Below are 21,090 nucleotides of genomic sequence, written 5' to 3'. Positions count from 1 at the left end.
CCTGAGGGCGGGGATCAGCGGGCCACGCCCCCGGGTACGCGTCGAGGTCGGGGTCGTCGTCGGGACCGGTTGGCGTGCTGACCGCGTACTCCCGCATCACCTCGGCCACCGCGTGCAGGAACTCGGCGGTCGCCGCCGCCTGCTCCGGGCAGCCGGGCCGCCGCCCGCCCCACGCCGTCGAGTATCGGGCGCGAGGGCCGTTCCAGGTACCCAGCCCGGACCAGCCGGCGGTCGCTCGGGGCGGGACCCGTCCCACGGGCCCGAGCGGTGCGGGGCTGGCGAAGAGGTGGTCGATCGCTGCGGCGTCGGTCGTACCGATGCCGAGCCGGCGGGCCAGGTCGGCTCCACGCTCGGCATCGCCGGGCTCGGCACCGTGCTCTTCGCCAGCCTCGGCGGCATCCTCAGCAACCGGCTCGACGACCAGCCCGGACTCGATCCCGGCGGGCAGGAGCCGATCGTCGACGCGGTGAAGGGAGCGCCGGGGCGACCATCACCGGTCCGGCGGCGGAGCCCCGGACCGCCCCGGGCTGCCGAGGACGCCCGGGTCGCGTTTACCGACGCCACCCGGTACGCCGCTCTCGTCACCGTAGGCTTCCTGGTCATCGGCCTGGTCGCCGGTACGCGGCTGCCCGCCGGCCAACCGTCCGGGCGGTGACCTGGATCTCCGGGTGGACCGTGCCTGGCACCATGCACAGATGATCAATTCTGCGGCGGACCGTGCGGCGGAGCCTGTGCCGGGGGACGTCATCGTCTTCCCGGGTAACCCATGGCCGGCCGGCCACCAGATCAGTGCTTTCGAGTGGACCGGTCGGCTGGAGCCGGGGCCCCAGCTCTGGTTCGACCTGCATCTGCGGACCGCCGACCACCCCGACCCGCCGCCGGGTCCGGTGGACGCGACGGACCACGACCCCGCCGGCTGGACCTCGCCCGACGTGTGGCACAACTACCACGCCTGCACGCTCTCCTCGACCCACTGGGGCCACTACGGCTTCCTGGTCGGCACCCCCGACCGGCCGCTCACGCTGGGCGCGCTGGACGGTCGGGAGTTCCTGGTCGACCAGCTTCCCGACGCGCCGGACAACGCCGGTGCCGATCAGGACGACGAGGACTACGACCGCGCCTTCGGGATCTATCTGCTGGGCCACGACACGGTCGCCGCGCACCGCATCGCCTTCCGCCAGGCGCCCGGTGGCGCGTTCGACGTGGGCTGGCAGGGCCGGATCGCACTCAGCTACCACGACCTGAGGGCTCCGTTCGACCGCTCCTTCCACGCCCGCATCCATCGGGTACGGCTGGAGCAGATCGCGGTTCCGGCGTCGGTCAACCCGGCACAGGCCCCGGTGGAGTTGGCCCGGGTACTGGCCGAGGCGGGCGAGTTTCGCTACGCGGACGGGCTGATGCGGCGCGTACCCGCTGAGCAGGCTGTCCCGGACAGGCGGATGTCGACCTGTTAAGAAGGGGCCCTTCCTCTACCAAAAACGTTAAGAAGGGGCCCTTCCTTACGTCTCACCAGCTGGTGGGTAGCGGCATGCCCTCGGTGTAGCCGGCGGCGCTCTGTACGCCGATCAGCGCCCGTTCGTGGAACTCGGTGAGGTTCTTCGCACCGGCGTAGGTGCAGGCGCTGCGGACCCCGGCGATGATCTCGTCGATCAGGTCCTCCACGCCGGGGCGGGACGGGTCGAGATACATCCGGGCCGAGGAGATGCCCTCCTCGAAGACCGCCTTGCGGGCCCGGTCGAACGGACTGTCGTCGGCGGTACGGGCACTGACCGCCCGCGCCGACGCCATGCCGAAGCTCTCCTTGTACCGCCGCCCGTCCGCGTCGGTGTAGAGGTCACCGGGGGACTCGTAGGTGCCGGCGAACCAGGAGCCGATCATCACGTTGGATGCCCCGGCGGCCAGGGCGAGCGCCACGTCCCGGGGGTGGCGCACCCCGCCGTCGGCCCAGACGTGCCGGCCGAGTTGCCGGGCCGCCGCCGCGCAGTCGAGGACGGCGGAGAACTGCGGCCGGCCGACGCCGGTCATCATCCGGGTGGTGCACATGGCACCCGGCCCGACGCCGACCTTGATGATGTCGGCGCCCGCGTCGACCAGGTCCCGTACCCCGTCGGCGGTGACCACGTTGCCGGCGGCGACCGGCACCGCCGGGTCCAGCCGGCGGACCGCCCGTAGGGCGGAGATCATCCGTTCCTGGTGCCCGTGTGCGGTGTCCACCACCAGGGTGTCCACCCCGGCCGCCAGCAGCGCCGCAGCCTTGCCGGTGACGTCGCCGTTGATTCCGATGGCCGCCGCCACCCGCAGCCGTCCCCGGTCGTCGACGGCCGGGCGGTACAGGGTGGCCCGCAGCGCGCCCTGCCGGGTGAGTACGCCGACCAGGCGCCCGTCGGCGTCGACCACCGGGGCCAGCCGGCGCCGCCCCTGCGACAGCCGGTCGAAGCCGGTACGCGGGTCCGCGTCGGCGGGTACGGTGTGCAGCTCGGTGGACATGACGTGCCGGAGCTGGGCGAACCGGTCCACGCCCACGGTGTCCGCCTCGGTGACCACCCCGAGCGGCCGCCGCTCGGCGTCGACCACGACCACCGCCGCGTGGGACCGCTTCGGCAGCAGGTGGATCGCGTCGCCGACGGTGTCGGTCGGGCCGAGCGTGATCGCCGTGTCGTGTACCAGGTGACGCTGCTTGACCCAGCCGACGACCTCGGCGACCACGTCGATCGGGATGTCCTGCGGGATCACCACGATCCCGCCGCGCCGGGCGACGGTCTCCGCCATCCGGCGGCCGGCCACGGCGGTCATGTTCGCCACCACCAGCGGGATGGTGGTGCCCGTGCCGTCGCTGGTGGCCAGGTCCACGTCGAGCCGGGAACCCAGCTCCGAGCGGGCCGGGGCCATGAAGACGTCGTTGTAGGTCAGGTCGTGCGCGGGTACCGCGCCGTTGAGAAACCGCACTGAGCCATCATGGCGGCCCTGGCCTGCGGACGCGCCCGGTGGTCGGGGAAAACACGTCCACCGGGCGGGTACCCGTGGCAGTGGTCAGGCGATGGTGCAGATCGCCGCACCGGCGGTGATCACGGCCCCCACCTCGGCGGAGAGCCCACTGACCGTGCCGGCCTTGTGGGCGTGCAGCGGCTGCTCCATCTTCATCGCCTCCAGGACCACCACCAGATCACCCTCGGCGACGGTGTCGCCGTCGGCTACCGCGATCTTGACGATGGTGCCCTGCATCGGGGAGGTGAGCGCGTCCCCGCTCACCGCCGCACCGGCCTTGGCGCCACCGCCCCGGCGGGCGGCCGGCCTGCGGGCGGCGGGCGCGGCGGCGGTCGTACCCGCACCGAAGCCGGCGGGCAGGCTGACCTCCAGCCGCTTGCCGCCGACCTCGACCACGACGGTCTCCCGTTCGGCCGGACCCTCGGCGGGGCCGGCGGCGGCGGTGAACGGCGGCACGGTGTTGTTGAATTCGGTCTCGATCCACCGGGTGTGCACCCGGAACGGCTCGTCGGTGAACGCGGCGTCGCGGATCACCAGCCGGTGGAACGGCAGCGCGGTGGCCATCCCCTCGACGACCATCTCGTCCAGTGCCCGGCGGGCCCGCTCCAGCGCCTCGGTCCGGGTCTCCCCGGTGATGATCACCTTGGCGAGCAGGGAGTCGAAGTTGCCGCCGATCACGTCACCGGCCGAGATGCCGGTGTCCACCCGTACGCCCGGCCCGGTGGGTAGCCGCAGCGCGGTGACCGTACCGGGGGCGGGCAGGAAGTTGCGGCCCGGGTCCTCGCCGTTGATCCGGAACTCGATGGAGTGCCCGCGCGGCGTCGGGTCCTCGGTGATCCGCAGCTTCTCCCCGGCGGCGATCCGGAACTGCTCCCGGACCAGGTCGATCCCGGCGGTCTCCTCGGTGACCGGGTGTTCGACCTGGAGCCGGGTGTTGACCTCCAGGAACGAGATGGTGCCGTCCGCGCCGACCAGGTACTCGACGGTGCCGGCGCCGTGGTAGCCGGCCTCCCGGCAGATTGCCTTGGCGCTCTCGTGGATCTGCTTGCGCTGCGCCTCGGTCAGGAATGGTGCGGGCGCCTCCTCGACCAGCTTCTGGTGCCGGCGTTGCAACGAGCAGTCCCGGGTACCGACGACGATGACGTTGCCGTGCTGGTCGGCGAGGACCTGTGCCTCGACGTGCCGGGGCCGGTCGAGGTAGCGCTCGACGAAGCACTCGCCCCGGCCGAACGCGGCGACCGCCTCGCGGGTGGCCGACTCGAACAGGTCGGGGATCTCCTCCATGGTGCGGGCCACCTTCAGCCCCCGTCCACCACCACCGAAGGCGGCCTTGATTGCCACTGGCAGGCCGTGGTCGACGGCGAAGGCGAGCACCTCGTCCGGGCCGCCCACCGGGTCGGGGGTACCGGGCACGAGCGGAGCGCCGGCCCGCTGGGCGATGTGCCGGGCGGTCACCTTGTCCCCGAGGTCCCGGATCGCCTGCGGGGTCGGGCCGATCCAGGTCAGGCCCGCGTCGATGACCGCCTGGGCGAAGTCCGCGTTCTCGGCGAGGAAGCCGTAACCCGGGTGCACGGCGTCGGCGCCGGAGCGGGCGGCCACGTCGATCAGCTTGTCGATCCGTAGGTACGTGTCGGCGGCGCTTTCCCCACCAAGGGCGTACGCCTCGTCGGCTAGGGTGACGTGCAGGGCGTCCCGGTCGGAGTCGGCGTAGACGGAGACGCTGCCCAGACCCGCGTCGCGGCAGGCGCGGACGACCCGCACGGCGATCTCGCCGCGGTTGGCGATGAGTACCTTGCGCACCTCAGACTCCTCCCGGGGGTTACTGACCGGGAGTGTATCGGCCACTTTGGTCGCCTTAACCGGCGCTAAGTGTGGGATGTTGCACTGTTCGTCTGGGGTGCTGGCGAGGTGCTGTCGGGAACCGTGCTGACGTGCGGAAACGTGCTGCCGGAAGGTGGGCCGGGCGGGTCGCCGCCGGGATCCGACAGGCCGGGACAGTAGTCAAACTTGTCTATTACGCTTGTTTGGTGTCTGCCACTCGCATGATGATTCTCGGCCTGGTCAAGTGGATGCAGCCGGTGCACGGCTACGACGTCCGTCGTGAGCTGCTCAGCTGGGGTGCCGAGAAATGGGCCAACGTGCAGCCCGGGTCGATCTACCACGCCCTGCGCAAACTCACCGACGAGGGCCTGCTCCGGGCGGTCGCCACCGAACAGGTGGGTGGTCGTCCGGCGCGGACCAGCTACGAGGTGACCCCGAAGGGGGCGGACGAGTTCGAGACGCTGCTGCGGGGGCTGTGGTGGCAACTGCACGAGCCGGCGGACCCGTTCGCGGTGGCCTTCTCCTTCCTGCCCGCACTGCCTCGGGACGAGGCGGCCGCTGCCCTGCGCAACCGGGCCCACCTGCTGCGGGCCGGGAACGAGTCGATGCGGGCCGCACTCGCCTCCGAGTGGATGCGGACCACCCGGCCGGTGCATGTCGGCTGGATGTTCGAACTCTGGTCGGCTCGGGCGGAAGCTGAGATTTCCTGGTGTGAGCGAATCGCCGAACTGGTCGAGTCCGGGGTGCCCTACCTCCCCGCCGAGCTGACCGGGCAGGAGGGCTGGGCGGGCTGGCCGGAACAGAATAATCAACGTTGACCAAAGGCGTTATATCGCGATAGCCTGCTGGCCGCGCGGCGCTGCCGTGTGCCCACCACAGGACACCGGCCGGTGCGTCACCGGCCCGGACCACGGGGAGCTCACATGATCGAGACCAGCGGGCTGCGAAAGTCGTTCCGCAGCCGCCAGGGTCGGGAGTCGAAGACTGTCGACGCCGTACGCGGCGTCGACCTGCACGTGACGGAAGGCGAGATCTTCGGTTTCCTCGGCCCGAACGGGGCAGGCAAGACCACCACCCTGCGGATGCTCGCCACCCTCATCGAGCCGGACGGCGGTGCGGCCACCATCGCCGGGGCCGACCTGCGCCGGGACCCCGCCGGGGTGCGCCGCCGGATCGGGTACGTGCCGCAGGGCGGCAGCACCTGGGACGAGTCCACCGCCCGGGAGGAACTGGTCCTCCAAGCCCGGATGTACGGCATCGGCCGGGCCGAGGCACGGCGCCGCGCGGTCCGCGCGCTGGCCGCCTTCCAGCTCACCGAGTACGCCGACCGCAGGTGCCGCACCTACTCCGGCGGGCAGCGCCGACGGGTCGAGATCGCCCTCGGGATCATCCACGAACCGAAGGTGGTCTTCCTCGACGAGCCGACCACCGGCCTCGACCCACAGAGCCGGGCCCACATGTGGGACGAGATCCGGCGCCTGCGCAACGAGGGGATGACCGTCTTCATCACCACCCACTACCTGGACGAAGCCGACGCGCTCTGCGACCGGATCGCGATCACGGACCACGGTGAGGTGGTCGCCGAGGGCACCCCGGCCGACCTCAAGCGGGAGATCTCCGGGGACGTGGTGGTCGTCGGCCTCGACCGGGCGAGCACCCCGCAGGCGGCGCAGGTGCTCGACACCGAGGAGTACGTCGCGAAGCTGGAGACCGTGGACGAGGGCGGGCTGCGCCTCTACGTCTCGGAGGGGGCCACCGCCATCCCGCTGATCCTGCGCCGGCTCGACGCTGCGGACCTCACCCTGCGCTCCATCGAGCTGCACCGGCCCAGCCTCGACGACGTCTTCCTCACCAAGACCGGACGCTCGCTGCGCGAGTCCTGAGCCCGCCGACCCGTCAGGAGAATCCCGTGAAAACCGCCCGCGACACCTGGCTGATTTTCCAGCGTCAGCTTCAACTGCTGCTCCGCAACCCGGTCTGGGTCTTCGTCGGCGTCTTCCAGCCGGTGATGTACCTGCTGCTCTTCGCCCCGCTGCTCAAGCCCGCGCTGAACGCGCCGACCCAGGCCGAGGCGTACAAGATCTTCGTGCCCGGCCTGCTCGTCCTGCTCGCCATCTTCGGTGGCCTCTTCCAGGGCTTCGGCCTCATCGCCGAACTGCGGGCCGGCGTGATCGAACGGTCCCGGGTCACCCCGGTCAGCCGGCTCGCCCTGCTCCTCGGTCGCTCCCTGCGGGACGTGGTGTCCCTGATCGTGCAGGCCGTCATCATCACCGGACTGGCGATGCTCTTCGGGCTCTCCGTCTTCATCGGTGACCTACTGCTGGCGTACCTGATGCTCGCCCTGATCGCCCTGATGACCTCGGCCGTCTCGTACGGCGTCGCGCTGCTGGTCAAGAGCGAGGACGCGCTGGCGCCACTGATGAACACCATCGCCCAGCCGGTACTGCTGCTCTCCGGCATCCTGCTGCCGCTGACCTTCGCGCCCGGCTGGTTGCAGGGCATCGCCGAATGGAACCCGTTCTCCTGGGCGGTCGACGGCACCCGGGCCCTGTTCGCCGGTGACCTCGCCAACGACCGGGTCTGGCAGGGACTGCTGATCGTCGCCGCACTGACCGTCGCGGCGGTCGTCTGGGCCGCCCGAGCCTTCGCCCGCAGCGTCCGCTGAAATGTAAGGAAGGGGATGTAAGGAAGGGCCCCCGCTTAACGTATTTGGTAGAGGAAGGGCCCCCTATTAACACCCTGCCAGCAGAGAGACGTCGCTCTCACCAGCGACGGACCAGGCCCGGAAGCGCCGTAGCGTAACGGGCGTGCCCCGCCTCACCCGTGACCGCGCCACCTGGTTCGCGTACGCGCACCTGGGCCTCTGGGGCTTCTTCCTCTACGGCTTCGGACCGCTGGTGCCGCTGCTCCGCGACGAGCAGGGCACCAGCGCTGCCGTCGCCAGCCTGCACAGCACCGGGATCGCCGTCGGCGCACTGCTCGGCGGGGCGGTCTTCGCGCCGCTGACCCGCCGGCTCGGCCGGTACCGGATCAGCTGGCTCGGCCTGGCCGGGGTGGCCGTCGGCGTCGTCGCGCTGGCCGCCCTGCGCCCACTGCCCGCCACGCTCGGCGCCACCGTCGTCATCGCCACCTTCGGCATGCTGGTGATCAGCGGAGTCAACGTCGTACTCACCGAACGGCACGGCCCGGCCGCACCGGCCGCGCTGAGCGAGGCCAACGCGGCCTGTGCGGGCATGGGCATCCTCGCCCCGCTGGCCATCGGCGCCGCCGTCACCGCCGGACCCGGCTGGCGGGCGGCCCTGGCCGTCGAGGTCGTCCTGATCGCCCTCGTCGCCGTGGTCGCGCTCGCCACCCGGGTACCCGGTCCGACCGCCCCGACCGTGCGGGCCGTCACGCGGAGCACCCCGGCCCGGCTGCCTCGCACCTACTGGATCGCCTGGCTGCTGATGGCGGTCACCGGCTCGATCGAGGTGTGCCTCTCACTCTGGACCGCCGACGTGCTCCGCTCGCACGCCGGCCTCTCCGCCGGGGCCGCGTCCGCCGCCGTCGCCGCCATCGTCGGTGGGATGTTCATCGGCCGGCTCGTCGGGGGCCGGTTCGCCCTGCGGTACCCGCCGGTCCCGTTGCTGTTCGGCGCACTCGCCGTGTCGCTGGCCGGGTTCACCGTCTTCTGGGCATCGCCGATCGGCTGGCTCGCGGTGACCGGGCTGTTCATCCTCGGTATCGGCAACTCCATGCACTATCCGCTCGCCATGTCGGTCGCCTTCGCCGCCGCCGGACCGGCAGCCGACCGGGCGGCCGGCTACGCGTCGTACTCGATGGGGATCGGCTTCGGCATCGCCCCCGTCGCGCTCGGCTGGGTGGCCGACGGGGTCGGACCGCACCTGGCCTTCCTGCTCCTGCCCGGCTTCATCGGGCTGGCGGCACTGCTCGCCTCAGGTGTTAGGAAGGGCCCCTTCTTATCGCATTCGGTAGAGGAAGGGCCCCCTCCTAACCGCGACGCCACTCTCAGCAGCGCCGGGCCAGCGTCAGACCGTCGGCCACCGGCAGCATGACCCGCTCCACCCGTACGTCGGCCATGATCTCGTCGTTGAATGCCGCGATCGCCCGGTCGGCCGCGTCCTGCGGCGCGAGTACCCGACCGCCGCGCAGAACGTTGTCCACCGCGATCAGGCCACCGGGGCGCATCCGGGGTACCAACTCGGCCCAGTAGACCGGGTAGCCGACCTTGTCGGCGTCGATGAACGCGAAGTCGAGGTACGGCTCGTGCGGCAGCTCGCGCAGCGTCTCACCGGCCGGCCCGATGCGCAGCTCGATCCGGTCGTCAACGCCGGCCCGCGTCCAGTACCGCCGCGCGATGTCGGTGAACTTCTCTGAGATGTCGAAGCAGGTCAGCCGGCCGTCGGCGGGCAGTCCGCGGGCGATCGACAGGGCCGACAGGCCGGTGAAGGTGCCGACCTCCACCGCCTGCCGGGCCCCGACCAGCCGGGTGAGGAAGGTCAGCAGCGCGGCCTGCTCCGGCGCGACCTGCATGTGCGCGTCCTTGGGCAGCAGCGCGAGGGTCTCCTCGGCCAGCTCGTTGATGAGCGCATCCGGTGGCGCACCGTGCGCGATCAGGTACGCGTGCAACTCTTCGGTGATGGGCAGCGGTTTCGTGGTCATGATCGGACGCTAGCCGACCTGCCGCCCGACCGGCAGACGGTTCTTGACCCGACCGGAAAGGTCCTTTTGGCTATCGAAGGATCTGGATGCTGTCATCGCCGGGAGGCAGGCTGTGGACGTACCCCTGAAGCGCCCGATCCCGTTTCTCGCCGTTCTGGCCGCCGCGCTTGTCGGGCTGGCAACCGTCCCGACGATGCTGGCCGCCCACGCGACCACCGGCCGCACCTTCGCCACCGGCCTCACCGCGCGTTACGTCGAACAGTCGGCCTGGGACACTGGCTACGGCGGGGGATACGTGATCGCCAACTCCGGAAGCGCGACCGCCGCCGGCTGGACCCTGGAGTTCGACCTGCCGGACGGTTCCACCATCAGCAACTCGTGGAGCGCGGTGCGGACCAGCACCGGTCAGCACCACCGGTTCAGCAACGAGACGTGGAACGGCAGCATCACACCCGGTGGTACCGTCGACTTCGGTTTCAACGTCTATGGGGCCGGGCGCCCGATGAACTGCCTGCTCAACGGCCAGCCCTGCGCCGGGGGCGCGGGTCCCACCACGCCACTGCCGTCGGCAACCCCGACCGCCAACCCCACCACGCCACCGCCATCGGCAACCGGTGACCAACGCGGTCAGCGGTCTGACCAACATCGCGGTCACGCCCTGACCGACATCACGGTGCCGTCCTGACCGACATCGCGGTCGCGCCCCTGACCGACATCACGGTGCCGCTGTGACCGGCCGGTACACGGCCAGTCACAGCGGCTGGTCCGCTCACCAGGTCACCGGACCGACCGTGCCCGGTCGGCGGATCGGGTACCCACTCAGGCCAGCGGCTCCACCGTCTGGCCGCCCGGCGCGACCCGGCTCCACAGGTCCGTGATGCTCAGGTCAAGCTCGGCGAGCAGGCCACGCAGCAGCGGCAGCGAGAGCCCGACCACCGTGCCCGGATCCCCCTCGATCCGTTCCACGAACGCGCCACCCAGTCCGTCGATGGTGAATGCACCGGCGACCGCCAGCGGTTCACCGGTGCCGACGTACGCCGCGATCTCCTCGTCGGTAACCTTCGCGAAATGCACCGTCGTGGAGGCCACCGCCTCCACCCGGCACTCGCCGGCAACCTCGATCAGGCAGTGCCCGGTATGCAGCACACCACTACGCCCCCGCATCCGTTCCCAGCGTCGGACCGCCTCGGCCGCGTCCGCCGGCTTGCCGAGGATCTTACCGTCGAAGGCGAGTACCGAGTCACAGCCGAGCACGAGCACGCGGGGATCGTCGATCGGGAGCAGCCGCTCGACGACAGACTGAGCCTTGAGCCGGGCAAGTTGCAGGCACAACTCCTCGGCGTCCTCGCTGCTCACAATGGACTCATCGACGCCGCTGACCAGCACCTCCGGTTCGATGCCGGCAGCCTGGAGAAGCTTACGTCGGGCCGGGCTCGCCGAGGCGAGCACGAGGCGGATCGGGTTCTTCGTTCGCACGTCCGATGACGGTACCGGTTGAGCCGGACGCTATCCGGCGGCATGCCGACGTTGGCGCCACCAGATCAGCCCGGTCAGTCCGGCCAGCCCGAGGACACCCAGCGTGAGCAGCGGCAGCCGCCAGCCCGGGCCACCGTCGCCGTCCGGTTCGATCGCGGTAGCGGTCGCCGTCGTGCCCGGCGTTGTCGCGCCGCTCGCGCCCGGTGATTCAAATCCCAGCGGAGGTACGTCCGCCGTCAGCGCCGCCACGATGTCGAGTACGCCGTAGCCGTACTCCTCGTCGCGGCCAGGAGCGCCCTTGTCCACTGCGGTGGCCGTCAGGCGGTGGATGACCTCCTGTGCAGGCAGGTGTGGGTACTTACTGCGAACCAACGCCGCCGCCCCCGCCACAATCGCCGTCGCGTTTGAAGTGCCAGTACCTGAGGAATATTTTCCTCTATAGCTGGTGCTGTAGATGTCGGCGCCGGGTGCGGCTAGTTGCAGTTCTCTGCCGGTTGCCGATACTGCAGAACGGTTGCTGGATCTATCGATTGCACCGACGGCAACTACCCCGTCTAGAGCGGCTGGAAAAGTAACACCGAAATCTCCGGGCGCATTTCCGGCTGCTGCAATGACTACCACTTCTGCCGAGATGGCCTCGGCTATGGCCCTGGCTAGCTTCTGAGTTGACCCGCCTCCGGTGGAGATATTGATGATGGTTGCCTTATTGCGTATAGCCCATCGAATTCCCTCTGCAATCTTGTCTGCGTCTCCATGAATGTCTCCGGGTGGGAGGGCGTAAACGGGAAGGATTTTTGCTTTCGGTGCTATTCCTAGCGCTCCGACGTGTTGGCTTTGGCCGTGTGCTGCAATTAATCCAGCCATACTTGTGCCGTGGCTGTCTTGGTCTTCTGTCCCGTTACCGTTGCCTCCGGGAAGAATGTCGATTCCTGGAAGGAGGTTGCGGCGTAAATCGGGATGGGGGTCTACGCCTGTATCGATAACTGCAACCGTCACGCCTTCACCCTGGGTGATCTTGTGAGCTTCGTTCACTCGTAGGTACCGAAGGTGCCACTGGTCGTCGCGAACTCGATCTGCTTGAGTGGTAGTGGTCGGCAAGAAGATTGAACCAGTAGCTATCAGGGCAGAAAGAACAGATCGAATGATGCGAACGCTCACCGATCCAATCCGATCGCAGGTCCGGGATCGACCCGATCTGTTTCATGTGGTCGCCGCATTATGGGATCGACCCCTTCTGCCGTTTCCCATGGGTGGTCGGGATCCCAGTGCTGCGGCTTGCGCTGTTCAGTGGTTCTGTGACTGCCGTTTGGGCTCAGGGGAGTGCCTAGTGGAAGCATGTCGTGTCTGTTGGACGGGGATGTCCGGCTGGAACCTGTTCCTGGACGTTGTCCGGAATTTCCGACGATGTTTGTGCCTGCGCCGCCGCTGCCGATGATGCCGCCTACGGGATTGATTCGCTTTTCGGGTGCTGTACGCGTTGAGGGCTGGTTGAACGGCGCCCCCGGTGTTCCTCCGATGACGCTTCCTGATCGAAGGCCGCGACCACCGGTAGGGCTACTGGTGCTGTTCCTGGTAGCCGGGTCTCCGATGCGAAGTGGTGAACCAGGACTGGACGGCAACCCGACGCCCGGTGGAATAGCGAATGGAGGACCCCCTCCTCCTATTGGAGGTGGCCCGGCCGGCGGATTGAGCCCTGAGGGTGCGGGGTTGACGTGAGGGGGCAGAGTGGAGGTGCTGGCACTGCCCAAAATTGGCCCTACGCTGGTGGCAACGGGGGCGGCAACCGGTCGGTTACTCGCCGGGGTGGGTGGTTCTGGCGGGCGTCTGTTCTGATTGAGCGGAAGAGGAACGATTGGTGGAATCAGAGGCTGATCGTCCGGATAGACATCTGGGTTGTGGGGAGACTTGCTTGCCTGCCATGCAGTCGGAGGCTGTCTGAGTTGGGCCTGGGCCTGGCGGAGTTCACCGCTCAGTCCGGTCATCAACTCCCGGGCGCGGATGTTGAGCTGTTCCAACTCGCCATCTGCGACCGGCGGCCGTAGGCCCCGTACGTTCGCCATGCCCGCTGCCTGGAGCCGGGCCACGTTCTCCTCGTACTCCTGCTTCTGCTGCTGCTTCGCGACGTACTGGTCATGGACCGCGCGTACCTTGGTGCGGGTGGCGCCGATCGCGGTGGTGGCCGCTGAGAAGGTGTCGTAGTTGGCGGCTGCGACGTCATGGGTCTGCCGCAGGCTGTCGATCAGGTGGTCCAGACGGTCGACGTACTCACGGGCGGCGGCGCTGCGTTCCGGTGGCCAGGCCTGCACCAACCGCTCCCGGTACTCGGTCAGCCTGCCGAGGTGGGTCATGGTCAGTTCACACGTCCGCCGCCAACCGACGACGAGTCGCCAGTGGTTCCCGGTGTCGTGGTCGGCGAGCGTGGCCCAGATGGTGGGTACGTCGAGCAGGGTCCAGTTGGTGCCCCCGAGATCCGTGGTGGCGCCGCTGCCGCGTTCGATCATGCGCCCGCTCCCGGCCCGGCCGGCGTTGCCGGGGGAGGTGCGGCGGCGGTGCCGTCGAGAGCCTGGCGGACGTCCCCCACCCGGGCGGCGGCGAACGCGTCGGCCCCGGCGTACTGCTTGCTGATCCGGTCGGCGGCCACCGCCAGTCCGCCGGTCGCGTCCCGGAAGAAGTGGACGAGGTTGCTGGTGGCCTGCTGGGTGTCCCGATGGGCCTGGAGAAAGTGGACCAGCTCGACGAAGGCGTCACACGGGTCGGGCAGCTTGGCACTCATGTCGTCGTAGACCCGGGCCAGGTGGGGGATGTAGTGCTGCCGGACCTCCTTGTCGAGGGCGGCGGCGAACTCCTCCATCCGGCTGAGATCAGCCTCGATGTCGCCGTACCCCTGTAACCAGGCCGGCGGACGGTCTTCCTCAGGGATCACGGTCCCTCCCCAGGCGTGACGACGTAATTCCCCTGAGTGAGGTTAGTGGGTGCGTCACGTCGCCGGCAGCCCCGCCCGGATGCACCCGAGCGTGGCAGCCCAGATGAACCTGAACGGGACGCGCCTCAGCGCGGCAGGCCGGAGGCCCGCCAGGCGCCCGCGCCGACGGCGGGCGGTGCGGGCGGTCGCCCGCTGCGGGCCCAGCCGGACGGCACCGGTGAGGGCGCAACCGTGGACGCCCGGGAGCGGACGAGCACCGCCCCGACCAGGGCAGCCAGTTCCTCGGCGGTGGGCGTGCCCCGGACCACCCGGAACAGCGGCTCTTCGGCGGACATGTGGCGATCGTACGCGTCGCTTTCCCGACCCTGACCACACCGTGGCGTGCCGCCGGTGTGGCCCGGCGTCGAGCCGGGTAAGTTTTTCGAGATGTCCAATGCGCTTCCCCAACTGGTTGCTGGCCGATATCGGCTCATCTCGCCGCTCGGCCAGGGCGGCATGGGTCGCGTGTGGAAGGCCCGCGACGAGGTGCTCCATCGCGATGTCGCGATCAAGGAGCTGGTCCCCCCGCCCGGTCTGACCGACGACGAACGTCGGGAGATGCGCGAACGCTCGCTCCGCGAGGCCCGCGCCATCGCCCGACTGAACCACATCAACGTGGTACGCGTCTTCGACGTGCTGCGTACCGACGGCGATCCGTGGATCGTCATGGAGTATGTCCCGTCCCGCTCGTTGCAGGACACCCTCGCCGCCGACGGACCGGTCTCGTCGGTCCGGGCCGCCGAGATCGGTCTCGGCGTGCTGGGCGCGCTGAGGGCGGCGCACAAGGCCGGCGTGATGCACCGGGACATCAAGCCGGGCAACGTGCTGCTCGGTGAGGACGGCCGGGTGGTGCTGACCGACTTCGGCCTCGCCACGGTCCCGGGTGACCCGAACGTGACGCGTACCGGCCTGGTCCTCGGCTCACCGGCGTACATCGCCCCGGAACGGGCCAGGGACGGCACGGCAGGGCCGGAGGCGGATCTCTGGTCGCTGGGCGCGACGCTCTACGCCGCCGTCGAGGGGCACTCGCCGTTCGCCCGGCCGTCGGCGATCGGCACGTTGGCCGCGCTGGCCACCGAGCCGCTGCCCCCGGCGAAGAACGCCGGCCCGTTGAAGGCGGTCCTGAACGGCCTGCTGCGCAAGGATCCGGCCGAGCGGATCGATGCCGACGTGGCGGAGCGGTTGCTGCGGCGGGTGATCGGCAAGCGGTCGCGGAGCGCGATCTCACTGCTCGACGGGGTACGCCGTCCCGGCCCGAACGGTCCGCGTCAGCCGCGTGGCCCGCTGGTGCCGGCCCCCCGTCCCGCCCAGGACGAGCCGGCCGCCGCGACTCCCGTGCCGCCGCCGGTCACATCGGTGCCTGCCCCGGATCCTGGTGCCACTCTGCAGGCTTCCGCCGCAGATGCCGGCCCCACGGCCAGGGTGCCCGCCGGTGACGCCGCCCCCACGACCAGGGTGCCGGCGGACGACGCGGCGCCGACCGCCCTGGTGCCGGCGACCGACGACCAGGCTGCCCCGACCACCAGGGTCGAGGCGACGGAGCCCGCCGCACCGGTACGCCCCGAGCCGGTGCGACCTGCGCCGACCGCGACCATGCCGGCGCACGTCGCACCGGACCGCGATCCGGCCTCCGGCCGGGCGCCGGTGCTGCCGCCGCCCCCGCCCGGCCGGTCCGCCGGCAACCGTAAGGTCCTGCTGATCGGCGCGCTCGTCGTGCTGCTGCTGGTCAGTCTGGCGGTGGCACTGCCGAACCTGCTCGGCGGGGACGGGGACGACGAGCCCGGCCCGGGCCCGCAGGCCGGTCAGACCTCCCAGGTGACCCCCGGCGGGTCGGCTGCCCCGACCTCGGCGGCCGCCCCGTCCCCGACACCGACGGCCCAGCCGAGCCCAACCCCGGACGGCCAGGGCGACCCGGTCGTACCGGCTGGTTGGAGGTTGCACACCGACCCGACCGGTTTCCGGGTCCCGGTGCCCGAGGGCTGGTCGGTGCGACGGGAGAAGTTCGGCTCCGGGTCGGAGGACTGGCGGGTCCGTTTCTCCGACGGAAGCGGGCGCTCCCTGCTGATCGACCAGACGACCACTCCGAAGGGGAACGCGGTAGCCGACTGGACGGCGCAGGAGGCAGCCCGAAAGGGCCGGTACCCGAACTATCGTCGGGTGACGATCCGTGAGATCGACTACTGGGACGAGGCCGCTGACTGGGAGTGGACCCAGACCTCCAACGGTCGCACGATCCATGTTCGTAACCGGGGGTTCGTCACCGCGCCGGACAAGGGGTACGCGATCCGGTGGGACACCCCGGCCGACGTCTGGGACGAGAATGAGGCCGTCTTCAAGATCATTGCCGACGGCTTCCGGCCGGTCCGGAGCTGAGTGTTCGGTCGATCCTGATCCGTCGATCAGCAATCGGGCGGCATGAACGCCTGATGTCTGGGTACCACTCCTTCCGACGACGGAAGGAGGTACGACAGATGAGTTACCGACGGAAGGCCGGCAAGCCCCGACTCGCGCTCTGGATGCTCGTCGCCCTCGGCGACGTGGCCCTGCTCCTCGCCAGCGGCGGGCTGCTCGCCATGATCGCGCTCGTCGGCGTCGTGACCGTGGCCGTCGCTGCTGCGGGCGGATGGTTGCTTCGGCGGCGTAACGCGCCGGTCCAGCGTAGGGCCACCGCGCCGGTTGCGGTCCCGGTCCGGGCCCAGAGCCGGCGGAGGACCTGAGGGTACAGCCCGGGCAACGGACCTGAGGGTACAGCGCGGAAAGGGCCTGAGCCGGGAGAAACCACGGTGGCGGCAGCCGGACCGGTTACCACCCTGCGGTGCTAGCCGATCCCGCTGCCGCCGACCTGTGTCCGCTGCCGAACAGGGCGTGGCCAGCGACTCCGGCGGGGTCAGGCGGTGTTGTTGGCCAGCGCGATCAGCCGGGACCGGTCGCCGTTCCAGTAGTTCCGGTCCACGTTGCCGCTGATCCCGGAGACGCTGCCGGTGCTGGTGTACTGCCAGAAGCTCCAGACCGACGCACCGGCGGGCAGAGTACCCGGGCTGCTGGCCCAGCGGGCGATCCAGAGAGGATGGTTGGCCCACGGGCCCGTCCAACTGCCGGTGCACTGGTTCCACCAGCTCGTCGTGGTGTAGATGACCGCGTACCGGCCGGTGCGCGAGCGGTACGTGTTGAGGAAGTCGGAGATCCAGCTCCGCATGGCGGACGTGCTGAGGCCGTAGCAGTAGCCACCGCTGTACGGGTTCGCCTCGATGTCCAGGGCGGCCGGCAGGGTCCGGCTGTCGGCTGACCAGGCGCCACCATTGGAGGCCAGGTAGCCGGCCTGGGTCGCGCCGGAGGAGATGTTCGGCCGGGCGAAGTGGTACGCGCCCCGGATCACCCCGGCGTAGTAGGCGTTGGTGTAGTTGGCGTTGAAGTTGGGGTCCTTGTAGCTGGTTCCCTCGGTGGCCTTGATGAAGGCGAACTCGATGCCGGCGTTGCGGACGCTGGTCCAGTTGATGGTGCCCTGGTAGCGGGACACGTCGATACCGGCCACGGTGGCGGCCGAGGCCGGGGCAGTGGTGGCGACGAGCGCGGCGGCGGTGGTGGCGACTACGGCGAGGCCGGCGGCGAAGAGCCGGCGCAGCGATCTGGTGCGGATCATGATTCCTCCCTGAACGCCGTACTATTGACGTCCATCTTTGAAAAAATCTGCCCGAGATTGCAATAGCTGATAAAAGATTTACCAGAGGAAGCTCTGCTCAACCTCCGGACCGATCGTGGTGGGTGTCTCTCCGGGCATCGGTCGGCTAGGCTCGCGCCCCATGTTCTCGATCGACGGGCTGACCACGCTCTGGGACCGGCTCCTCGGCGCCCAACCCGACCCGCCGCCCCTGCTGATCCTCGGTACCGCTGCCGTCGCACTCGTCGTGGTGGCGACCCGGATGCCCTGGCGGATCGCCCGTAACGCGATCACCATCGCCCACGAGGGCGGTCACGCCCTGGCCGCCCTGCTCACCGGGCGGAAGCTGCAGGGCATCCGGCTGCACTCCGACACCTCGGGGCTCACCCTCTCCGCCGGCCGCCCGACCGGGCCCGGAATGGTCCTCACCCTCCTTGCCGGCTACGTCGCCCCCTCCCTGGTTGGTCTGGCCGGCGCGTGGCTGCTCGGCGGTAACCGGATCACCCTGCTGCTCTGGATCACCGTCGCCCTGCTGCTGGCCATGCTGCTGATGATCCGCAACGTCTTCGGCATCCTGTCCCTGCTGGTCACCGGGGGCATCGTGCTCGCCGTCTCCTGGTACGCCGAACCGCAGGTCCAGGCCGCGTTCGCGTACACCGGGGTGTGGTTCCTGCTGCTCGGCGGGGTACGGCCGGTCGGCGAACTGCACACCCTGCGGCGCCGGGGCCGACTGCCGGAATCGGACGCCGACCAGCTCGCCCGGTTGACCCCGTTCCCCGCCCTCTTCTGGGTGGGCCTGTTCGGGTTGGTCAACCTGCTGCTGCTGGCGGTCGGTGCGGTACTGCTCGCCGGCCCGGCCCTGACCGGGATCGCCTAGCGCGCGTCGATCATGGAGCTGTGGTGCCTGACAGAAGGTATGGAACAGGGGTAATCCGCCCACCATAAGTCCATGATCGACAGGACCGGGTTGGGGGCGGGGCAGGGGCAACCGGTCGCCCCTGCCCGCGCGTGTTGCCTGCGACCCACCAAACCGGAGGTGCAGGTGCCCGACGTCGACGGGTTCGACGAGTTCTACCGGGGCAGCCGGCAACGGCTGCTCGGGTACGTCTACGTGCTGACCGGCGACCTCGCCGAGGCACAGGACGCCGTCCAGGAGGCGTACGTCCGGGCCTGGCAACGATGGTCGACCGTCGGCGGATACGAGGACCCGGAGGCGTGGACCCGCCTGGTCGCCGCGCGGATCGCGGTGAGCCGGTGGCGCAGCCTGCGCAGCCGGGCCCGCGCCTACCTTCGGCACGGTGCGGTGGAGACGACCCCGCCACCCACCGGGGACACCGTGGACGTCGTCGCCGCGCTACGCCGGCTCCCCGAGGAGCAGCGCACCGCTATCGCGCTGTACTACCTCCTCGGCATGCCGGTGGCCGAAGTTGCCCGGGAGACCAACGCCCCCGTCGGCACGGTCAAGGCCCGCCTCTCCCGGGCCCGCACCGCACTCGCCGGACTGCTCGCCGTCGTGGATCTGGAGGAGGCCCGCGATGCCTGAGACACCTGACCAGACCGACCAGACCGACCAGACCGACCAGACCGACCAGACCGACCAGACCGCCCAGACCGCCCAGCTGGTGGAGCGGATCGCCGCCGACCTGGCGAGCATCCGCTGGGCGTCACCGACCGAGATCCGGAACCGGGCCCGCCGCCGGGTCCGCCGCCAGGCCGCCTCCGGCGCACTGGCCCTGATGGTCGCCGTCGTCGCGGCCTCCACCGTGGGCTCGCTGGCCCGTCCCGACCGGGTGCCGTCGCCGCTGGCCGCCACGCCGGTACCCTCCGGACCGGTCGCCGCCCCGGCGGTACCACCGGTGGGCGGACGGGCCACACCGGCGGTACCGCCCCGGTCCGGTACCGCGTCACCGGCGCCGACCGGGCGGGGTCCCGCCCCGCCGGTGCCCTTCGCCCAGGCCACCGTCTCTGCGGCGTCGACCGCGATCCCGCCCGAGGCGCTGCTGCAACCCGGGGACGTCGGGGTCGACCTGTTGCTCGGCCTGACCGAGGTGACCGACTTCGAGCCGGTCCGCCCCATCGCCAGCAGTCTCGCGTTCTGTCCCGAGTACCCGGATCTGGACCCGTACGACGGGGTGGCGGTCGCCTTCCGCCGGCATGCTCTGCTCCGCGACCCGAGGAACGGTGATCCGGTCCTGCGCCAGGAGGTGGGCCGGTTCCCCGGGGACGCGGCCGGCCGGATCGTCGACGACACTGCACGGGCCGTCTCGGTCTGCGCCCGGTACCGGTCACCCGGGCCCACCTACGAACTCCAGCTACTCGACGGGTGGGGGGAGCACGCCTGGTCCAGGGTGGACCGCGACTTCGCCGGGGACCAGTCGATGCTGCTCCGCCACGAGATCGCCCGGCAGGGGTCGCCGGGGGCGGTGGTCTATTTGGTCGCGGTGGTCCGGGTCGGGGACCTGGTAACCGTGGTGACCTCGGCCGACCTCACTGGTGAGCAGGCCCGCGCGCTCGCCGCCGCCGCCGCTGCCCGGCTCTGCCCGGTCGCGAACCCGGGCTGCTGACACCGTCCTCCGCGGCCGGACGCCACGGGTACCCGCAGAGCCCGGCTTGGCCCGTCGGGACTTCAGGACTGGCGGGGCTGCGGCGCGCCCTGGCACGTCGGCTGGCGGCGTTGTCGTCGTCGGCCATGCAACACCGGCATGGCCTCCTCCTCCGCCTTGCCACCCTCGACCAGAACCCGCCTCGCCGCCACCGCCCTATTGCTGGTCGCTCCTACAGCGGGATGTTGCCGTGCTTCTTCGGCGGCAGCGTCTCCCGCTTCGTGCGCAGCACCCGCAGCGCCCGGACGATCTGCGCCCGGGTCTCGTGCGGCGGGATGACCGAGTCGACGTAGCCGCGTTCGGCCGCCACGTACGGGTTGGCCAGGGTGTCCTCGTACTCGGCGATCTTCTCGGCCCGGACTGCGGCCGGGTCCTCGGCGGCGGCCAGTTCGGACCGGTAGAGGATGTTCACCGCACCCTGGGCGCCCATCACCGCGATCTGCGCGGTCGGCCAGGCGAAGTTCAGATCCGCACCGAGGTGCTTGGAGCCCATCACGTCGTACGCCCCGCCGTACGCCTTGCGGGTGATCACCGTGACCTTCGGGACGGTCGCCTCGGCGTACGCGTAGATCAGCTTGGCGCCCCGGCGGATGATGCCGTCCCACTCCTGCCCGGTGCCGGGCAGGAACCCGGGCACGTCCACGAAGGTCAGCACCGGAATGTTGAACGCGTCGCAGGTACGCACGAACCGGGCGGCCTTCTCCGAGGCGGCGATGTCCAGGCACCCGGCGAAGTGCATCGGCTGGTTGGCGACCACACCGACCGGGCGCCCCTCCACCCGGCCGAAGCCGACCACGATGTTCTGTGCGTAGAGCGGCTGGACCTCCAGGAACTCGCCGTCGTCCAGGACGTGTTCGATCACCCGGTGCATGTCGTACGGCTGGTTGGCCGAGTCGGGGATCAGGGTGTCCAGCTCCCGATCC

At 70.4% G+C, this 21,090-nt stretch carries 22 protein-coding genes and 1 pseudogene; 12 read left to right on the top strand and 11 right to left on the bottom strand.

Features of this window, described 5'->3' with window-relative positions:
- Positions 1 to 61 precede the first annotated feature (61 nt).
- Positions 62 to 337: pseudogene (locus V6U90_RS13375) on the bottom strand (MarR family transcriptional regulator); the annotation flags it as partial.
- Here V6U90_RS13375 and V6U90_RS13370 point away from each other — a divergent pair.
- Both V6U90_RS13370 and V6U90_RS13365 read left to right on the top strand, forming a co-directional pair.
- Complete coding sequence (locus V6U90_RS13370) at positions 287 to 655, top strand: hypothetical protein (protein WP_334435175.1); 369 nt, start codon at positions 287 to 289, stop codon at positions 653 to 655. The pseudogene V6U90_RS13375 and the gene V6U90_RS13370 sit on opposite strands and share 51 nt — an antisense overlap.
- Before the next feature lie 40 nt (positions 656 to 695).
- Complete coding sequence (locus tag V6U90_RS13365) at positions 696 to 1,454, top strand: hypothetical protein (RefSeq protein ID WP_334435172.1); 759 nt, start codon at positions 696 to 698, stop codon at positions 1,452 to 1,454.
- Between the two features lie 52 nt (positions 1,455 to 1,506).
- On the opposite strand, the gene V6U90_RS13360 is transcribed toward V6U90_RS13365, so the two are convergent.
- Both V6U90_RS13360 and V6U90_RS13355 read right to left on the bottom strand, forming a co-directional pair.
- Positions 1,507 to 2,946, bottom strand: coding sequence for a GuaB1 family IMP dehydrogenase-related protein (locus V6U90_RS13360; protein ID WP_334435169.1), 1,440 nt, complete (start codon positions 2,944 to 2,946; stop codon positions 1,507 to 1,509).
- 84 nt (positions 2,947 to 3,030) lie between these two features.
- Positions 3,031 to 4,785, bottom strand: a complete 1,755-nt coding sequence (locus V6U90_RS13355; RefSeq protein WP_334435167.1) for an acetyl/propionyl/methylcrotonyl-CoA carboxylase subunit alpha — start codon at positions 4,783 to 4,785, stop codon at positions 3,031 to 3,033.
- 242 nt (positions 4,786 to 5,027) lie between these two features.
- Here V6U90_RS13355 and V6U90_RS13350 point away from each other — a divergent pair, with 242 nt between their 5' ends.
- The 4 genes from V6U90_RS13350 to V6U90_RS13335 all read left to right on the top strand — a co-directional run bounded on the left by V6U90_RS13350 (position 5,028) and on the right by V6U90_RS13335 (position 8,861).
- Entirely contained in the window at positions 5,028 to 5,624 is a 597-nt protein-coding gene (locus V6U90_RS13350) for a PadR family transcriptional regulator (RefSeq protein WP_334435357.1), read from the top strand.
- Between the two features lie 105 nt (positions 5,625 to 5,729).
- Positions 5,730 to 6,689 carry an ATP-binding cassette domain-containing protein gene (locus V6U90_RS13345; RefSeq protein WP_334435164.1) on the top strand — a complete coding sequence of 320 codons (960 nt, stop codon included), beginning with the start codon at positions 5,730 to 5,732 and terminating at the stop codon, positions 6,687 to 6,689.
- A gap of 26 nt (positions 6,690 to 6,715) precedes the next feature.
- Positions 6,716 to 7,471 (top strand): ABC transporter permease, encoded by a 756-nt coding sequence (locus V6U90_RS13340; protein ID WP_334435162.1) that lies wholly within the window; start codon positions 6,716 to 6,718, stop codon positions 7,469 to 7,471.
- Between the two features lie 142 nt (positions 7,472 to 7,613).
- Positions 7,614 to 8,861, top strand: coding sequence for an MFS transporter (locus V6U90_RS13335; protein WP_334435160.1), 1,248 nt, complete (start codon positions 7,614 to 7,616; stop codon positions 8,859 to 8,861).
- Here the strand turns inward: V6U90_RS13335 and V6U90_RS13330 are convergent.
- Positions 8,815 to 9,468 (bottom strand): O-methyltransferase, encoded by a 654-nt coding sequence (locus tag V6U90_RS13330; protein WP_334435157.1) that lies wholly within the window; start codon positions 9,466 to 9,468, stop codon positions 8,815 to 8,817. The two genes, V6U90_RS13335 and V6U90_RS13330, sit on opposite strands and share 47 nt — an antisense overlap.
- A gap of 112 nt (positions 9,469 to 9,580) precedes the next feature.
- Between V6U90_RS13330 and V6U90_RS13325 the strand changes: the two genes are divergently transcribed.
- Complete coding sequence (locus V6U90_RS13325) at positions 9,581 to 10,153, top strand: cellulose binding domain-containing protein (RefSeq protein WP_334435154.1); 573 nt, start codon at positions 9,581 to 9,583, stop codon at positions 10,151 to 10,153.
- Positions 10,154 to 10,287: 134 nt separating this feature from the next.
- Here the strand turns inward: V6U90_RS13325 and V6U90_RS13320 are convergent, their stop codons facing one another.
- The 5 genes from V6U90_RS13320 to V6U90_RS13300 form a co-directional block, all read right to left on the bottom strand.
- Complete coding sequence (locus V6U90_RS13320) at positions 10,288 to 10,944, bottom strand: Maf family protein (protein WP_334435152.1); 657 nt, start codon at positions 10,942 to 10,944, stop codon at positions 10,288 to 10,290.
- A gap of 30 nt (positions 10,945 to 10,974) precedes the next feature.
- Complete coding sequence (gene mycP / locus V6U90_RS13315) at positions 10,975 to 12,102, bottom strand: type VII secretion-associated serine protease mycosin (RefSeq protein ID WP_334435150.1); 1,128 nt, start codon at positions 12,100 to 12,102, stop codon at positions 10,975 to 10,977.
- On the bottom strand, positions 12,099 to 13,445 hold the full coding sequence (locus V6U90_RS13310; protein ID WP_334435147.1) for a hypothetical protein: 1,347 nt from the start codon (positions 13,443 to 13,445) through the stop codon (positions 12,099 to 12,101). Before V6U90_RS13310 ends, mycP begins: the two co-directional genes overlap by 4 nt.
- The gene (locus V6U90_RS13305) at positions 13,442 to 13,867 is read right to left on the bottom strand and encodes a hypothetical protein (protein ID WP_334435145.1); all 426 of its coding nucleotides are present in this window, start codon (positions 13,865 to 13,867) and stop codon (positions 13,442 to 13,444) included. The genes V6U90_RS13310 and V6U90_RS13305 overlap by 4 nt, the downstream gene beginning before the upstream one ends.
- Before the next feature lie 125 nt (positions 13,868 to 13,992).
- On the bottom strand, positions 13,993 to 14,202 hold the full coding sequence (locus V6U90_RS13300; protein WP_334435143.1) for an acyl-CoA carboxylase subunit epsilon: 210 nt from the start codon (positions 14,200 to 14,202) through the stop codon (positions 13,993 to 13,995).
- Between the two features lie 91 nt (positions 14,203 to 14,293).
- Between V6U90_RS13300 and V6U90_RS13295 the strand changes: the two genes are divergently transcribed.
- Positions 14,294 to 16,279 carry a serine/threonine-protein kinase gene (locus V6U90_RS13295; RefSeq protein ID WP_334435140.1) on the top strand — a complete coding sequence of 662 codons (1,986 nt, stop codon included), beginning with the start codon at positions 14,294 to 14,296 and terminating at the stop codon, positions 16,277 to 16,279.
- Between the two features lie 98 nt (positions 16,280 to 16,377).
- Entirely contained in the window at positions 16,378 to 16,623 is a 246-nt protein-coding gene (locus tag V6U90_RS13290) for a hypothetical protein (RefSeq protein ID WP_334435137.1), read from the top strand.
- A gap of 170 nt (positions 16,624 to 16,793) precedes the next feature.
- Here the strand turns inward: V6U90_RS13290 and V6U90_RS13285 are convergent, their stop codons facing one another.
- Positions 16,794 to 17,546 (bottom strand): GH25 family lysozyme, encoded by a 753-nt coding sequence (locus V6U90_RS13285; RefSeq protein WP_334435134.1) that lies wholly within the window; start codon positions 17,544 to 17,546, stop codon positions 16,794 to 16,796.
- A 160-nt stretch (positions 17,547 to 17,706) separates the two neighbouring features.
- On the opposite strand from V6U90_RS13285, the gene V6U90_RS13280 reads away from it, so the two are divergent.
- The 3 genes from V6U90_RS13280 (at position 17,707) to V6U90_RS13270 (ending at position 20,128) form a co-directional block, all read left to right on the top strand.
- Positions 17,707 to 18,441 carry a M50 family metallopeptidase gene (locus tag V6U90_RS13280; protein WP_334435131.1) on the top strand — a complete coding sequence of 245 codons (735 nt, stop codon included), beginning with the start codon at positions 17,707 to 17,709 and terminating at the stop codon, positions 18,439 to 18,441.
- A 165-nt stretch (positions 18,442 to 18,606) separates the two neighbouring features.
- Positions 18,607 to 19,107 carry a SigE family RNA polymerase sigma factor gene (locus tag V6U90_RS13275; RefSeq protein WP_334435355.1) on the top strand — a complete coding sequence of 167 codons (501 nt, stop codon included), beginning with the start codon at positions 18,607 to 18,609 and terminating at the stop codon, positions 19,105 to 19,107.
- Complete coding sequence (locus V6U90_RS13270; RefSeq protein WP_334435128.1) at positions 19,100 to 20,128, top strand: hypothetical protein; 1,029 nt, start codon at positions 19,100 to 19,102, stop codon at positions 20,126 to 20,128. The genes V6U90_RS13275 and V6U90_RS13270 overlap by 8 nt, the downstream gene beginning before the upstream one ends.
- A 211-nt stretch (positions 20,129 to 20,339) precedes the next feature.
- Here V6U90_RS13270 and V6U90_RS13265 read toward each other — a convergent pair.
- The coding region (locus V6U90_RS13265; RefSeq protein WP_334435125.1) for an acyl-CoA carboxylase subunit beta at positions 20,340 to 21,090 on the bottom strand (751 nt) is incomplete at its 5' end.

This window comes from Micromonospora sp. CPCC 206060, from assembly GCF_036906895.1.
Classification (GTDB): domain Bacteria; phylum Actinomycetota; class Actinomycetes; order Mycobacteriales; family Micromonosporaceae; genus Micromonospora.
This window is presented reverse-complemented; position numbering and strand designations above follow the sequence as displayed.